Annotated in this window: 11 protein-coding genes and 1 tRNA gene; 5 read left to right on the top strand and 7 right to left on the bottom strand. The window is 73.8% G+C overall.

Features of this window, described 5'->3' with window-relative positions:
- Positions 1-35 precede the first annotated feature (35 nt).
- Together metG and ACFYW3_RS02595 are read right to left on the bottom strand one after the other, a co-directional pair.
- Positions 36-1751, bottom strand: a complete 1716-nt coding sequence (metG, locus tag ACFYW3_RS02600) for a methionine--tRNA ligase (protein WP_351763680.1) — start codon at positions 1749-1751, stop codon at positions 36-38.
- 293 nt (positions 1752-2044) lie between these two features.
- Complete coding sequence (locus tag ACFYW3_RS02595; RefSeq protein WP_389385304.1) at positions 2045-4024, bottom strand: hypothetical protein; 1980 nt, start codon at positions 4022-4024, stop codon at positions 2045-2047.
- A gap of 335 nt (positions 4025-4359) precedes the next feature.
- On the opposite strand from ACFYW3_RS02595, the gene ACFYW3_RS02590 reads away from it, so the two are divergent.
- Together ACFYW3_RS02590 and ACFYW3_RS02585 are read left to right on the top strand one after the other, a co-directional pair.
- On the top strand, positions 4360-4881 hold the full coding sequence (locus ACFYW3_RS02590) for a sigma-70 family RNA polymerase sigma factor (RefSeq protein ID WP_351763676.1): 522 nt from the start codon (positions 4360-4362) through the stop codon (positions 4879-4881).
- A complete protein-coding gene (locus ACFYW3_RS02585) occupies positions 4878-6719 on the top strand; it encodes a hypothetical protein (protein ID WP_389385303.1) in 1842 nt (613 codons plus the stop codon). The genes ACFYW3_RS02590 and ACFYW3_RS02585 overlap by 4 nt, the downstream gene beginning before the upstream one ends.
- Before the next feature lie 43 nt (positions 6720-6762).
- Here ACFYW3_RS02585 and ACFYW3_RS02580 read toward each other — a convergent pair whose 3' ends face one another.
- From ACFYW3_RS02580 to ACFYW3_RS02570, 3 genes are all read right to left on the bottom strand, one after another.
- A complete protein-coding gene (locus tag ACFYW3_RS02580) occupies positions 6763-8496 on the bottom strand; it encodes a protein kinase (RefSeq protein ID WP_389385302.1) in 1734 nt (577 codons plus the stop codon).
- Between the two features lie 46 nt (positions 8497-8542).
- A tRNA-Leu gene (locus ACFYW3_RS02575) sits at positions 8543-8630 on the bottom strand.
- 206 nt (positions 8631-8836) lie between these two features.
- Positions 8837-9778 carry a beta-ketoacyl-ACP synthase III gene (locus tag ACFYW3_RS02570; RefSeq protein ID WP_266950531.1) on the bottom strand — a complete coding sequence of 314 codons (942 nt, stop codon included), beginning with the start codon at positions 9776-9778 and terminating at the stop codon, positions 8837-8839.
- A 202-nt stretch (positions 9779-9980) separates the two neighbouring features.
- Between ACFYW3_RS02570 and fdhD the strand changes: the two genes are divergently transcribed.
- Positions 9981-10808, top strand: a complete 828-nt coding sequence (gene fdhD, locus ACFYW3_RS02565; RefSeq protein ID WP_389385301.1) for a formate dehydrogenase accessory sulfurtransferase FdhD — start codon at positions 9981-9983, stop codon at positions 10806-10808.
- 119 nt (positions 10809-10927) lie between these two features.
- Here fdhD and ACFYW3_RS02560 read toward each other — a convergent pair whose 3' ends face one another.
- Positions 10928-11353, bottom strand: coding sequence for a (2Fe-2S) ferredoxin domain-containing protein (locus ACFYW3_RS02560; RefSeq protein WP_351761297.1), 426 nt, complete (start codon positions 11351-11353; stop codon positions 10928-10930).
- Positions 11354-11362: 9 nt separating this feature from the next.
- Entirely contained in the window at positions 11363-12403 is a 1041-nt protein-coding gene (locus ACFYW3_RS02555; protein ID WP_351761294.1) for a bile acid:sodium symporter family protein, read from the bottom strand.
- A gap of 190 nt (positions 12404-12593) precedes the next feature.
- On the opposite strand from ACFYW3_RS02555, the gene ACFYW3_RS02550 reads away from it, so the two are divergent.
- Together ACFYW3_RS02550 and ACFYW3_RS02545 are read left to right on the top strand one after the other, a co-directional pair.
- Positions 12594-13445, top strand: coding sequence for a LysR substrate-binding domain-containing protein (locus ACFYW3_RS02550; protein WP_351761309.1), 852 nt, complete (start codon positions 12594-12596; stop codon positions 13443-13445).
- A gap of 482 nt (positions 13446-13927) precedes the next feature.
- Positions 13928-15751, top strand: a complete 1824-nt coding sequence (locus tag ACFYW3_RS02545; protein WP_351761291.1) for a long-chain fatty acid--CoA ligase — start codon at positions 13928-13930, stop codon at positions 15749-15751.
- Positions 15752-15786: the final 35 nt, after the last annotated feature.

The raw sequence follows: 15786 nt of genomic DNA, 5'->3' as shown, positions 1-15786 counted from the left end.
GGGTCGCGCCCCTCACTCGGGTGAAGAGGTGGGCCTCAGGCCTCCGGAGAGCCGCCGAAACGCTCCCGGTACGACTCCAGGTCCTCTTCGGTGATCTTCGCGAAGAGCACCGGCGGCACCGTGAACGGCGTGCCGGCCGGAACCGCGTCCAGCGACCTGGCCTGCTCCGGGGTCACCCACGTCGCCGTGTCCTCGGCGAGCGTGAACGCGGAGCGCATGGCGCGCGCCGAGGACGGGATGAACGGCTCGGAGACCACCGAGTAGAGGTGGATGAGGTTCATCGCGGTCCGCAGGGTGAGCGCCGCGCCCTCGGGGTCGGTCTTGATCTCCAGCCAGGGGGCCTTCTCCTCCAGGTAGGAGTTTCCGGCCGACCACAGGGCGCGCAGCGCCGCCGCGGCCTTGCGGTACTGGAGGGTCTCCATGTGGCCCTCGTACTCGGTGAGCAGTTCGGCGATCTGCCCGCCCAGCTTCGCCTCTGCCTCGCCGGCCGCGTTGCCCGCGGGGACCTCGTCGCCGAAGCGCTTGCGCGAGAAGGACAGCACGCGGTTGACGAAGTTGCCGAGGGTGTCGGCGAGGTCCTTGTTGACCGTGGCGGTGAAGTGCTCCCACGTGAAGGACGAGTCGTCCGACTCGGGCGCGTTGGCGATGAGGAAGTAGCGCCAGTAGTCGGCCGGGAGGATCTCCAGCGCGTGGTCGGTGAAGACGCCGCGCTTCTGCGAGGTGGAGAACTTGCCGCCGTAGTACGTCAGCCAGTTGAAGGCCTTGACGTAGTCGACCTTCTTCCACGGCTCGCGGGTGCCGAGTTCGGTGGCCGGGAACATCACCGTGTGGAACGGGACGTTGTCCTTGGCCATGAACTGGGTGTACCGGACGTCCTCGGCCTCGTACCACCACGCCTTGTAGTCGCGGTTGGCCGGATCGGCGTCCGCCCACTCCTTTGTGGAGGCGATGTACTCGATCGGCGCGTCGAACCAGACGTAGAAGACCTTGCCCTCGGCCGCCAGCTCGGGCCAGGTGTCGGCGGGGACGGGAACGCCCCAGTCGAGGTCACGGGTGATGGCGCGGTCGTGCAGGCCCTCGGTCAGCCACTTGCGGGCGATCGAGGAGGCCAGCTGCGGCCACTCCTCCTCGTGCTCCGCCACCCAGGCCTCGACCTCGACCTGGAGCTTGGACTGGAGGAGGAAGAGGTGCTTCGTCTCGCGGACCTCCAGCTCGGTGGAGCCGGAGATCGCGGAGCGGGGCTCGATCAGGTCCGTGGGGTCCAGGACGCGGGTGCAGTTCTCGCACTGGTCGCCGCGGGCCTTGTCGTAGCCGCAGTGGGGGCAGGTGCCCTCGACGTAGCGGTCCGGCAGGAAGCGGCCGTCGACCGGCGAGTACACCTGCCGGATCGCCCGCTCCTCGATGAAGCCGTTCTCCTGGAGCCGCCGCGCGAAGTGCTGGGTGATCTCGGCGTTCTGCCGCGAGGAGCTGCGGCCGAAGTAGTCGAAGGACAGCTCGAAGCCGTCATAGATCGCCTTCTGGGCGTCGTGCGCCTGCGCACAGAACTCGGAGACCGAGATGCCGGCCGCCTTGGCGGCGAGTTCGGCGGGGGTGCCGTGCTCGTCGGTGGCGCAGATGTAGAGGACGTCGTGGCCGCGCTGGCGGAGGTACCGGGAGTACACATCCGCCGGAAGCATCGACCCGACCATGTTGCCCAGGTGCTTGATCCCGTTGATGTAGGGAAGCGCGCTGGTGATCAGGTGTCGAGCCATCCTCGGATGCTCCATTCGTTTCATTTGTACGGATTTACGCGTGACGACCCGTCGTGACGGATCGTGATGCTGTTCATCGTATCGAACCGCCGAAAGGCGCCGTCCCGCATTTTCCACGGGTGGACCGAACACAAAAGCGAGGACAGTGACCTCTCCGTCACGGCCCTCGCGATGGGGCCATGCTACAGCCGGAGGGCCGGGGCCCCGACCGGCGGCCGCGGGGTGGACGGCCGCACGCCGCGGGGTGGACGGCCGCACCCGAGAGGGCCGGGGGCGGCGTCCGGCCCGGGCGTTCAGTCCCGGCCGCCGGCCGCCCCGTCGAGCGCGGTGATCCCGGCGCCGCTCGCCAGCCTCCCGGTCAGCGTGACCGCGGCGCCCCGGACACCGGCCGGCGCGGCGAGGCTGCGTCCCTTGCTCTCCGCGCGGACCGCGCCGGTCGCGGTGATCGACGTGACCTCCCGGCTGCCGGCGGCGAGCTGGTACCAGCGGCCGGCCGGGGAGCGCCAGCGGGTGCCCGCGAGAAGGTGCTGCCCGAAGCGTCCGCAGGCGGCGGTGGCCCGCGCCCGCGCCACGTCCTGGGGCGGGCCCGCGGGCGGTCGCAGTTGGACGAGCACGTCCCCGGGGCCGGCCCGGCCGGAGGCTCGGGTGCAGGACCAGACGGCCCGGCCGCCTCCGTCGGGGAGCTCCGAGTCGGCGAAGTCCCAGATGTTGACGGCGCGCACCCCGGCGCCGGGGAGTTCCCGCAACCGGCAGGCGACCGGCGCCCAGGCGGCCCGGGCGGCCGTTCCGGTGGCCTCGCGCGGCTGGCGTGCGGAGACCGCGCCGGGTCCGGTGGGCAGTGGTGTGTAGGTGAGGTGCACGGGGGTGAGCGCGCCCAGGTCGGCGAGGACGAAGGCGTGCTTCTCCACGATGCGGGCGGACGAGGTCAGTTCCAGTGCGGGCCAGTTGTCGCAGGCGCCCTCGGCGCGGGGCACCGCGGTGGGCGCGGTGACCCCGTCGGCGGCGACGTCCAGGGGTTTCGCCGGGTCCCCGGCCCGCGTCAGGTCGCGGGTGCCCGCCTTGGCGATCCACGGTGCGAGCAGGTACCGGGCGGCCGTCCCGGTGCGGCCGAGGCTGAGCGCGGCGGCCGTGGTGACCCCGGACTCGTCGGTACGGGCGAACGCGAGCTCCCGGGCTCGCGGCCCTTCGGCGGCTTCGGCGTAGCGGACGACCCGGTCCGCGTCGAACAGGAGCACCACGGCCCGGCCGTCACTGTCCCCCGCGTACAGCAACTGGGGAGGGCGGGCCGGCGGGTCCGTGGGCGTCCCCGGCGCGGCCGTCACCGGCACCTCGCGCGGTCGGGCCGCCCACGTGCCCAGGGCCCGGGCGAGCAGGGCCCGGTCGGCGGCGCGGGCGCCCCGCGCGGGCCAGGCGGTGAAGTCGACCCGGGCGGTGTCGGCCCAGGCCTCGGCCGGCACCCTGACCAGCCGGGCGGGATCCAGGGCGCCGGCCGCCACCGGCCCGGCGAGCGGCCGGGCGTCGGGGGCCCTCGACGCGGTGTGGGCCGCCAGGAGCCCGCCGACGACGGCGAGCGCGGCCGTCGCGGCCCATACGGCCCGGACCCTGCGGCGGCGACGCAGCAGGTCCGTGGGGCGGGCGCTGACCACGCTGGCGTCGAACTCCGGGTTCCGCAAGGCCCCCGGGAGCGCCTCCCCCGCGCGGGGCCCGCCGTCCGGGTCGGCGGTGTCCGCGTCGCCCACGTCCTCCACGGGCACCGCCACCGCCTTCCGGACGGCGTCCGCCGCGTCGCCGGCGCCGGCCGCGCGGAGCAGTCGTACGACGCTCTCCTCGGGCAGGCCGTCCAGCCGGTGCAGCACGAACGCGGCCCGCACCGGTGCGGACGCCCCGGCCAGCAGGCGGGCGGTCTCGTCGATCCCGCCGGCCGGGGGCCACAGGCGCAGCCCCCAGACGAAGGGCGGGGCGGGTGGCCAGGAGAGCCGGGCCAGGGCGGCGCGGGTCCGGCCGGCCCGGGCGAGGGAGGCGCGCAGGACGCGCACCCGCACGTCCTCCAGCGGGGCGCCGGGGCCGCCCGGCCCGTCGGCCCCGGTGCCCCCTCCCCCGGTGTGCGGGAGCGCGCGCTGCACGACCTTGTGCGCCAGCAGTACGCGCGCGTGCCGCCCCGAAGTCCCGGGGAGCGTCACGTAGGCGAGCCGTACCAGTCGGGGGTACTGCTCGACGATGGCCGCCTCGGCCTGCTCGACTGCGGTGGTACCGAATCGCTGTGATGTGCCCACGCTCCGACAAACGAGTGAATCTTGGGATGGTCACACGCGGTGCGCCGTCGACGCGGCGCCGGAGGGACCGGAGGGACAGGCAGGCGAACGGCATATGCGTATGCGCCGGTTGCGGGGCGGCTCGATCGAAGTTGGTCGCAAGTCGATCACCACTGTGCCGATTGCTTCCAGCTTTCTTCTCTACGCCCTCCGAGTGCGCCCGCGCTGACACGCTGGCGGTGCGAGCGCCCAGGGGATGAGGGCTCAGGGGATGGGGTGGAGCGGTGAACGATGGCGGACCGGAGGAGCCCGGCGGTGCCGTGGGACTGCCGAGCCGGCGACGGCAGCCGACTCCGATGACCCAGTGGGATCCGCCCGCGCGGCTGTCGTTCTGGGCCTTCCACACCAACCGGCGGCCCGCCTACATGCGGTTCGCCTACCTCCAACTGGGCTCCGACGCCGCCGCCGAGGACGCGGTCGACGCCACCTTCGACACGCTCATGGGCGACTGGCTCCGCATGCTGCACATGGACCGCCTCGACGCCTACGCCTGGACCGTCCTCAAACAACGGATCGTCGATCGGCAGCACCGGCGCGTCCCGTGCCCCCGGCCGATGGACATCAGCGCCTTCGAGGCGGCGCTCAAGGAAGCCCACTGCGATCAGTACGAGGTACTGACCGACACCATCCGCTTCTACTCGGCCGTCTCCCGGCTCGCCGAGCGACAGCGCGACACCGTGATCCTGCGCTACGGGCTCCAGTGCACTCCCGGCGAGGCCGCCTCGGTGATGGGGGTCGACGAGGCCACGGTCCGCTCGCAGCTCGGCCAGGCGCACCGTCGACTCGCCCGGCTGCTCGACGCGTCCGTCGAGTCATGAGGCCGCGCGAGAGCCGGGACCGCGACGGAACCCCTCGCTCCCTGGCCGAGTTCCTGGCCCGGGCGGGCGTCCCCGACCGCTATCCGCACTACGACCTCGGCGCGGCCGAGGCCCGGCTGCTGCGCTTGCCGCGCACGCCCGCCGGCCGCGCGCGGCGCGGTTCCCCCACGGGCTGGAGCGATCCGGCCCGGGACGTGCCGCTCGACGCGGAACGGGCACGGCGCGACCTGAAGTCGGCCTGCCTGGGCGCGGTATGCGATCCGAACGCGGAGGCCCGGCTCGCCTCCTTCGCCCGCGGCGGGCACACCGACCTGGCCGGCGCGGTGGTCTTCGGCTGCCTGCTGCACCTGTCCGGTCTCCGCGAAGGAGCCCGGTTCTGGTGGCAGTTCGCGGCCGGTTCCGGGCGGGCCCGTACCGCTGCGGCCGCCTACTGCCTCTTCCTCGACCACTCCCGGCGCGGCGAGCACCACGACGCCCGCGTATGGGCACGGGAGCTGGGCCGCCGCGGGTACCGGCCCGCCGGCCGGCGGGAGCTGCGCGAGGTCCGGCTGTGCGCGCAGGCGGCCGTCCTGCGCTACGTGGACCAGCTCGACGATCCCGACCTGGGGCCGGTGCCGCTGCCCAAGCCGGGGCTGACGGCCGTGCTGGCGGCGTTCCACCCCTCGCCGGCGGCGCCCGCACCGGCCGCCCCGGGCGTGGGCCCGCCACCCCGGCCGCCCCTGACCGGGGTCCCCCGTACCGGCGGATCCCTCGGCGCCGCGGCCGAGGCCCTCGCGCAGGCCCGCCGCGCGCTGGCCGTCGTACGCGTCCTGGAGCGTCGACCGCTGGGCGTACGGACCTCCCAACTGGGGCGCGAATCGGGCCTGGCCGAAGCCGAGCTCGCGCCACTGCTGTCGATGCTGTGCGAGGAGGGGTACGCCTGTCGGCCCGGTGCGGGGGTCTACGGCCGCGGACCGGCCCTGGACCGGCTCGCCGCCCCGGGCCTGGCGGGTCTCGGGGGCCTCGCGGGGCAGCTCCGGCGCGCCCTGGCGCGGGACGGCGTGCAGGCCGCCGTCCCCCTCGGCCGGTACCCGCACGCGGAGGTCGCCGTCCCGCGGTCGGCGGACGGGACCGGCACTCCGCCGGGGTGGCGGTGGCCGGACTTCCGCGCCGGCGCGCCCGCCGCCGGCATCGGGCCGTGCCCGTTCACCGGGCTCGACCACGAACTCGGCGCGGATCACGTGGCGTGGCGCCGGCCGGCCGCGCCGGCACCGCCGGCCGTCGTCACCGACGGCCGCGTCCTGTTCCATGCCCTCGACCCGATGGCGCCGGGTGTCCCGGTCTTCGACCTGCGCGCCTGCTCACCCGGGGCCGTCTGCCCGGTCGCGCCGATCGAGAGCGACGGGGCCGCCGGTTGCCTCGCGCTGTCCCTGCCCGGGCCGCACGCGCACCGGCTGCGGCGCGCCGGCGACGCACTGCGCCGCACGGCGGTCCCGGTGCTCCTGGCCCTCCTCCTGTCGGGCGCGCTCCCGGCGGACGCTCCCGCCGTGCGGGTGGACGTCACGGGCGCGGCGAACGCTCCGAGTCCCCCGGTCCCGCCGGCCTCGCCCGCCGGGATCACCCCGGAGACCCTGCGCCACCTGCGGAAGCTCTTTCGTACCCCGGTCGGCGGTGGCGCCGGCGCGGACGGCCCCCATCTGGTCAGCGACCCGGTCGCGGCGGCCGCGTACCTCTTCGCCGCCGTGCCGGAGGACGCCGAACGGCCGCGGCTGGCGCTCCCCCACACCTTCGCACCGCTCACCCCGGGCAGCCTGACCACGCCGGGAGGGCTGGTGGTCCTGGGGACGGACGAGACCTGACGGGACTCAGGCCGGGGGGGGGACGGACGAAACCTGACGGGACTCACGCCGGGGGGACGAAGGAGTCCAGCGCCGCGTCGAAGTGGCTCCGCGCCTCTCCGAGCCGTCCCACCGGGGCGGAGACCCAGACGTCGTACATGCCGCCGTTCTCGTCCCAGCAGAGGTCGAAGGTGTGGCGGGGGCCCTCCGCCGCGGTGAATCCGTTCCAGGTGAACTCCCACAGCGCGGCGGGCAGTCCGTTGTGGGTGGTCCGCACGACCGTGTTGTCCCGATAGCCGGGATTGGTGTCGGGGCCGCCCGCGTCGGAGGCCCGCATCGCCGCGGGCGGCCCGCCGGCGACCGGCGGTGTCGACTTGATGCCGATGCGGAAGGCCCCGTCCGGGGAGACGTAGAAGACCCGCTGGTCATCGGTGGTGCGCCGGTACCCCTCGGGCACGGCGAGACTGAACCCCTCCCGATCGACGACGGTGCGGTAGCCGGCGGGCGCGGGCTTGGTGGGTGCGGGCGTGGTGAGCACGGGTTTGGTGGGCACGGAACGCTCGGACCGCGGGGTCAGCGACCCCCCGGGGGTGGCGGGCGCCGTGGGCGAGGGGACGGCGTTCGCGGGGCTCGGGGAGGCCACGGCCCCGGCCGCGGAGCCGGGCGCCCCGGCCGGGGCCGTGGCAGCGGGGCCGGCCGTGTCGGTCCGCCCCCGCGACCCGCCGTCCAGCAGCGAGGTCACGGTCACCGTGGCGACGACCGCCAGGACGACCAGGGCCACGACCAACCCGATCCGCAGCGCCGGGCGGGCGGGGGCGGCGGTGGGGCCGGCCGGCCGGACCACGTGCTCGGTCGGGGAATAGCCGGGCGGGGCGGCGGTGCCGGGCGCCCCCCTCCGGCCCGAGGTCCCGGCGGGCGGGGTCGGGGCGGCGGCCCGATCGAGCAGGGGCACCGTGCCGGTGGCCACGTACGCCGACAGCAACCGCTTCGTCTCGGCGGCGTCCAACCGTCGCCCCGGATCCCGGTCCAGCAGGCCGCGGATGACCGGCAGCAGCGGCCCCGCCTTCGCCGGCGGGCGGATCTCGTCGTGGACGACGGCGTGCAACACCCCGCCGAGGGAGTCCCGGTGGAAGGGCGATTCCCCGGTCAGGGCGGCGCACAGCAGGGCGCCCAGGGACCACAGGTCGGATTCGGGTCCCGCCGCGGCGCCCTGCATGCGTTCGGGCGAGGTGTACTCGGGTGAGCCCACGAAGGCGCCGGTCTCGCTGATGGTCGTGGCGCCGGCCAGGTGGGCGATGCCGAAGTCGGTCAGGACCACCCGGTCGGTACCGGCCTCCATCAGGACGTTGGCGGGCTTGACGTCCCGGTGGAGCACCCCGCGCGCATGGGCCGCGGTCAGGGCGCCGAGCAGGGCGAGCCCGGTGCGGGCGGTCTCGGCGGGGTCCAGCGGGCCCGCGGCGGCGAGCCGGTCCGCGAGGGACCCACCGTCGACGAGTTCCATCACGATGTACGGCCGCCCGTCGTCCTCCACCACGTCGTGGACGACGACCACGTGCGGATGCCGGACCTGTGCGACGGTGCGCGCCTCGCGCAGGGCACCGGCGGCTTCCGTCCCGTCCCCGACGTGGAGTTCCTTGACGGCGACCGACCGCCCGAGCAGCTCGTCGGTCGCGCGCCAGACGGTCCCCATCCCGCCCCTGCCCAACCGCTCCTCAAGCCGGTAACGCCCGGCGACCACAGCCCTGTTGCGCGGATCGTGCTGCGACACGTTTCTCCCCCTCGCCCCGTTCAGGGCCATGATGCCGCACAACGCGAAAAGCCCCACCGAAGTGGGGCTTTCGTGCTGGTGTCCGAGGGGGGACTTGAACCCCCACGCCCGATAAAGGGCACTAGCACCTCAAGCTAGCGCGTCTGCCATTCCGCCACCCGGACCAGGTGGTCGGCCCCGGTTTCCCGCGGCGACATGGACAACAATAGCAGGGGATCGACGTGGTTCCGACCAGGTATTCGGCTCCGGTGGAATCCGACGCGCCGCTCTGACCTGCGGGCATACCCCGCAGGGCCTGGCGAGACGGACCGTCTCGCAAGTGGCCCGGGGGTGGACGGCCCCGCGTCTCCCGCGCCTCGGTCCCGGCCGGCTACGGGCAGTGGATGACCTGACCCGCGTACGAGAGGTTGCCGCCGAAGCCGAAGAGCAGGACCGGGGCGCCGGAGGGGATCTCGCCGCGCTGGACCAGCTTGGACAGGGCCATCGGAATACTGGCGGCCGAGGTGTTGCCGGAGTCGACGACGTCGCGGGCGACCACGGCGTTGACGGCTCCGATCTTCGCGGCGAGCGGTTCGATGATCCGCAGGTTCGCCTGGTGCAGGACGACGCCGGCCAGGTCCTCGGGGGTGATCCCGCTGTTCTCGCAGACCTTGCGGGCGAGGGCGGGCAGCCGGCTGGTGGTCCACCGGTAGACGGCCTGACCCTCCTGCGCGAAGACCGGGGGCGAGCCCTCGATCCGCACGGCGTGACCCATCTCGGGCACCGAGCCCCACAGCACCGGGCCGATGCCGGGCTGCTCGCTCGCCTCGACCACGGCGGCGCCGGCGCCGTCACCGGTCAGCACACAGGTGGTGCGGTCGCTCCAGTCGGTGATCTCGGTCATCTTGTCGGCGCCGATCACCAGGGCACGGGTGGCGGCGCCGGCGCGGATCGCGTGGTCGGCGGCGGCCAGGGTGTGGGTGAAGCCGGAGCAGACGACGTTGATGTCCATGACGGCGGGGCCGCCGCCCATGCCCAGTTTGGCCGCGACACGGGCGGCCATGTTGGGGGAACGGTCGATCGCGGTGGACGTGGCCACGAGGACGAGGTCGATGTCGTCGGGGGTGAGTCCGGCGTTCGCGAGGGCCTTGCCCGCGGCCTGGAAGGCCAGCTCGTCGACCGGCTCCTCGGGTCCCGCCATGTGGCGCGTCTTGATGCCGACCCGGGATCGGATCCACTCGTCGTTGGTGTCGACCATGGCCGCGAGGTCCTCGTTGGTGATCACTTTCGCGGGCTGGTAGTGCCCTAGCGCCACCACGCGTGAACCGGTCATGGGCGGGAATCCCCTCGTCGACAGTCAGGATCACCCAGCTTCGCCTGCTACCGGTCGGTACGTGTGCGCGTGACCCGACAGGATTAAGGCACCTGAATTTGGAGAATTCCGAGGATCCTCCTGCCGGGGGCGTCCGCGACGGCGGATCCGCGAGAATGGGCCCGTCAGGTGCACGACGAGGAACGAACGGTGGACTGATCACATGGGACGGGTCACCGAACGCCGTCGCGTCGTCCGGATCCGCGGCGGCGTGGCGGGGGCCCGCCCGGACACGCTGGTGGCCGAGGAGCCGCTGGAGATCCGGCTGAACGGCAAACCGCTGGCCATCACGATGCGCACGCCGGGCGACGATTTCGCGCTGGCGGTGGGCTTCCTGGTGAGCGAGGGCGTGCTGGCGCGCACCTCGGACGTCCAGGCCGTCACCTACTGCGAGGGGGCGACCTCGGACGGTTCGAACACCTACAACGTGGTGAACGTGCAGCTCGCGGCCGGGGTGCCGGTGCCGGACATCACACTGGAGCGCAACGTCTACACGACGTCCTCCTGCGGGCTGTGCGGGAAGGCGAGCCTGGACGCGGTGCGTACGGCGAGCCGGTTCCCGGGGATCGACGCCGACCCGGTCCGGGTGAGCGCGGAGCTGCTCTCCCTGCTGCCGGACCGGCTGCGCGCGGCCCAGAAGGTCTTCGACCGTACGGGAGGGCTCCACGCGGCGGGCCTGTTCTCCGCGGAGGGAGAGCTGCTCGACCTCCGGGAGGACGTGGGGCGGCACAACGCCGTGGACAAGATCGTCGGGCGGGCGTTGCAGGCCGGTCGGTTGCCGCTGACCGGTTCGGTGCTGCTGGTGTCGGGGCGGGCCTCGTTCGAGCTGGCGCAGAAGGCGGTGATGTCGGGGGTACCGGTCCTCGCGGCGGTCTCGGCGCCGTCCTCGCTGGCGGTGGACCTGGCGGTGGAGACGGGGCTGACGCTGGTGGGCTTCCTGCGCGGCCCGGACATGAACATCTACGCGGGCGAGCAGCGCGTGAGTCTGTAGCGGCGCGTCACCCGTCGCGGCCCCGGGCCCCCGCCGTCAACTCCCCCACCCCGGTCAACACCCCCGCCGTCAACTCCCCCACCTCGGTCAACGCCTTCGCCCGTCAACGTCCCCGGCCTTCAACGTCCCCGGCGGCCGCGTCGGGTCGGGGTCGGCTTCGGCTCCGGGGGGTCGATGCGGTGCAGGTCGAGGGTCGCCGGGATCGGGTTGGTCCCCGGGCCGCCGGCCTCGGCCCACGCGATGATCTCGTCGGTCGCGGTGTCGTCCAGGGCCCAGCCGAACCAGGCCGCGCGGGCGCCCTTGCGGCGGGCCTCGCTCGTGGGTTGGACCACGATGACGTTGGCCTGGGCGCAGGGGCCGAGGCAGTCGCTGGTACGGACGGCGAGGCGGCCCCCGGAGGCGGCGGCGGCCTCGCGCAGCCGGGCGAGTTGGCCCGCGTGGTCGGAGCCGGGGTTCTTGCGGGGGTCCCCGCAGCAGCAGCCCCGGCAGACCACCAGGGTGCAGGGTCGTTCGGCGTGGGCGGCGAGGGGGCGTATCCAGGTCACCGCCGCACGTTACCGGGCCCGCGGCGCGGGGTGTCGGCCCGGCCGGGAGACCTCCGCCACACGGTCGGCGGGGAGTTCGGGGGTCGCGTCACGGGCGCGTCGACGGGCCAGTACCGCACAGACCATCAGCTGCATCTGGTGGAACAGCATGAGCGGGAGCACGGCGAGGCTCGCGTGGGCGCCGAACAGCACGCCGGCCATGGGGAGTCCGGCGGCGAGGCTCTTCTTCGACCCGGCGAACTGGATGGCGATCCGGTCCTCGCGGCCGAATCCGAGGCGCTTCGCCCCGTACCAGGTGACCAGGAGCATCACCGCGAGGAGCACGGCCTCCACCGTCATCAGGGCGCCCAGCCGCAGGACGCTGACCTGGTGCCAGATGCCGGCGACCATGCCCGCGCTGAAGGCGGTGTAGACGACGAGCAGGATCGAGCCCCGGTCCACGCGACCCAGCACTTTCTTGTGGCGCTGGAGGAAACCGCCGAGCCGGGGTCGCAGCAATTGCCCGAGGACGAAGGGCAGCAGGAGCTGGAGGGCGATCTTCCACAGGGAGTCGGGGGAGAAGCCGCCCGCGCCGTTGCCCAGCAGCGCGGCGGCGAGCAGGGGGGTCAGGAAGATGCCGGCGAGGCTGGAGAAGGATCCGGCGCAGATCGCGGCGGGCACGTTGCCCCGGGCGAGCGAGGTGAAGGCGATGGAGGACTGGATCGTGGAGGGGACCAGGCAGAGGAAGAGCAGGCCGCTGTAAAGCGGGGGCGTCAGGACGCTCGGGACGAGGGCGCGGGCCGCCAGGCCGAGCAGCGGGAAGAGCACGAAGGTGCAGGCGAGCACGGTCAGGTGGAGCCGCCAGTGGCGCAGCCCGTCGAAGGCCTCGCGGGTGGAGAGCCGGGCCCCGTAGAGGAAGAAGAGCAGGGCCACGGCCGCGGTGGTGGCGCCCTGCGCGACGCCGGCGGCCTGACCGCGGGCGGGCACCAGGGCGGCGAGGCCGACGGTGCCCAGCAGGGCCAGGACGTACGGGTCCAGGGGCAGCCAGGAGGGTGGGTGGGGGCGTCGCATGCGCGCGGTGCTCATTCGCTCTCGGGGCCTGACCGCCTCGGGGCTCGGCGGGTCGCGGCGGAACGTCGGAAGGGGGCTCGGCGCGGGATCCCCGGCCTCCTTCATCGTCGGGTACCGAACGGTGATCGGGAAACCCGCACACCGAACTGACTGTCATCGCGAACGGCGATAGCCTGGGGCCATGAACGGCATGTACGACCCGGTTCAGTTGCGCACGTTCCTCACGGTGGCGCAGACACTCAGCTTCACGCAGGCCGCGGGACGGCTCGGCGTACGGCAGTCCACGGTCAGCCAGCACGTGCGGCGGCTGGAGGACGCAACCGGCAGGCCGCTCTTCGTCCGGGACACGCACAGCGTGGAGCTGACGGAGGACGGCGAGGCGCTGCTGGGTTTCGCCCGCACGATCCTGGAGGCGCACGAGCGGGCGGCGGCCTTCTTCTCCGGGACCCGGCTGCGGGGGCGGCTGCGGTTCGGGGCGTCGGAGGATTTCGTGTTGACGCGGCTGCCGGAGGTGCTGGAGGGGTTCCGGCACGAGCACCCCGAGGTGGACCTGGAGCTCTCGGTCGAGTTGTCGGGGACCTTGCACGAGCGGCTGGACGCGGGGCGGCTGGACCTCGTGCTGGCCAAGCGGCGCGGCCGGGGGGACGAGCGGGGTCGGCTGGTGTGGCGGGACCGGATGGTGTGGATCGGGGCGGAGGGACTGCGGGTGGACCCCGAGCGTCCCGTTCCGCTGATCGTCTTCCCGCCGCCGGGAATCACCCGGGCGCGGGCCCTGGAGGTCCTGGAGCGGGACGGGCGGGCCTGGCGGATCGCGTGTACGAGCGGCAGCCTGAGCGGTCTGATCGCGGCGGCCCGGGCGGGGCTCGGCGTGATGGCGCACACCCGCGGGCTGATCCCGCCGGGCCTGGTGCGGGTGGGCGGGCTGCCGGAACTGGGGCCGGTGGAGTTCGCGTTGCTCCAGGGGCAGCGGTCGACCCCGGCCGCGGAGGCGCTGGCGGCCGCGATCCTCTCGGGCGGCGACCGGCTGAGCCGGCCGGCCTGACCCCCGCGGACAGGGGCCGAGGTCCTCGCGGACACGGGCCGGAGTCCTGCGGACACGGCCGGGGGCCCTGCGGACACGGCCGGGGACCCTGCGGACGGGGGCCCTGCGAACGCGGGCCGGCGGTCCTGCGAACACGGGTCGGGCGCCCTGCGGACACGAGTCGGCGGCCCTGCGGACGCGGGCCGGCGGTCCTGCGGACACGGGTCGGGGGCGGGCCGGGGAGCCTGCGGGCACCGGCCGGGGCGGGGTGGTCGCGGTGCGGGGCTCGCGCAGATGTCGTGGAGATCCTCGCCCGTTCCTCCGTCGATCACCCATCGATCACCCATCGATCACCCGTCGATCTCCACGAGCCTCGCGCCCACGGCGCTGACCAGTGGTGATGGCTTCGCATCGGTTGTTCGGACCACCTCCCGCGGGGCCCCCGGGTGGGGTACCGTCACCGGCGCCGTGCGGAGCGAAACTGCGCGGAGAGGAGCGGGCCCTTGCGCGAATTCACCGTCCCACCCGTGGTCACCGACGTGCCGGTCGGCGGTCTGGCCGACGTCGTCTTCCAACATGCCCGGCAGGATCCGGACCGGGTGGTGCTCGGCCGCAAGACGGGCGGGGTCTGGCGGGACGTCACCTCCGGGGAACTCGCCGACGAGGTGCTGGCGCTCGCGAAGGGGCTGTTGGCCCAGGGCATCAGGTTCGGGGATCGGGTGGGCGTGATGTCCCGGACCCGGTACGAGTGGACGCTGTTCGACTTCGCGCTGTGGGCGATCGGCGCCCAGCCGGTGCCGGTCTACCCGAGTTCGTCGGCCGAGCAGGTGCACTGGATCCTGTACGACTCCTCGTGCACCGGCTGTGTCGTGGAGAACGAGGACCAGGCCATGACGGTGGGCTCCGTCATCGAACGCCTCCCCGACCTGCGCAGGCTCTGGCAGCTCGACGCGGGTGCGGTGGCGGAACTGGTCGAGGGCGGGCACGGGGTCGCGGAGGACGTGGTGCACCGCCACCGCCGCGCGGTGACGCCCGACGCGACCGCCACGGTCATCTACACCTCGGGGACCACGGGTCGCCCCAAGGGCTGCGTGTTGACGCACGCGAACTTCATGTTCGAGGCGGACACCATGGTCGACCGCTGGGAGTCGGTCTTCCGCGCCGGCCCGGGCGAGCAGCCCTCGACGCTGCTGTTCCTGCCCCTCGCGCACGTCTTCGGTCGGATGGTGGAGGTCGCCGCCGTCCGTGCCCGGGTGAAGCTCGGCCACCAGCCGGTGCTGGCGGCGGCCGAACTGCTTCCGGACCTGGCCGCGTTCCGGCCGACCTTCGTACTGGGGGTGCCGTACGTCTTCGAGAAGGTGTTCGCGGCGGCGCGACGCAAGGCGGAGGCCGAGGGGCGTACGGGCCCCTTCGACCGGGCGGTGGAAACGGCGGTGCGCTACGCCGAGGCCCGCGAACAGAAGGCCTTCGGCACCGGGCCGGGCCCGTCGGCCGCACTGCGCGTGGAGCACCAGGTCTTCGAGAAGCTGGTGTACGGGAAGGTCCGCGAGGCGATGGGCGGGCGGGTGCGGCACGCGATGTCGGGCGGGTCGGCGATGTCGCGTCGGCTGGGGCTGTTCTTCGACGGCGCCGGGATCACCGTGTACGAGGGGTACGGGCTGACGGAGTCCTCCGCCGCAGCCACGGCGAATCCGCCGGGGGCGACGAAGTACGGGACGGTGGGACCGCCCATCCCGGGCGGTTCGGTGCACATCGCGGACGACGGGGAGGTCTGGCTGCACGGGGGGCACGTCTTCTCCGGGTACCTCAACGATCCGCGCGGCACGCAGGAGGTGCTGCGCGGCGGCTGGCTGGCGACCGGGGACCTGGGGCGGCTCGACGCGGACGGGTACCTGACGATCACCGGGCGCAAGAAGGAGATCCTGGTGACGTCGAACGGGAAGAGCGTCTCCCCGACGGCGCTGGAGGAGCGGGTGCGCTCGCATCCCCTGGTGTCGCAGTGCGTCCTGGTCGGCAACGACCGGCCCTACATCGCGGCGCTGGTGACCCTGGACATGGAGGGGGTCGCGCACTGGCTGTCCATGCGGGGGCTGCCCCAGCAGGCGGCTGCGCGGGTGATACACGACCCGGAGCTGTCGGCGGAGGTGCGCCGTGCGGTGGTGGCCGCCAACACCCTGGTGTCGCAGGCGGAGGCGATCCGTACGTTCCGGGTGCTGGCCGAGCAGTTCACCGAGGAACGCGGTCTGTTGACACCGTCGTTGAAGTTGAAGCGGCGGGCGATCGAGCAGGCCTACGCCACGGAGGTGGCTGCCCTGTACCAGGGCTGACGGGTCGGGGTGATCCCGATCGACATGATCTGACG

The sequence above is a fragment of the Streptomyces sp. NPDC002602 genome (assembly GCF_042889445.1).
Lineage (GTDB): Bacteria > Actinomycetota > Actinomycetes > Streptomycetales > Streptomycetaceae > Streptomyces.
Note: the sequence above shows the minus strand (reverse complement) of the source record. Positions and strands in the feature narration are given on the sequence as shown.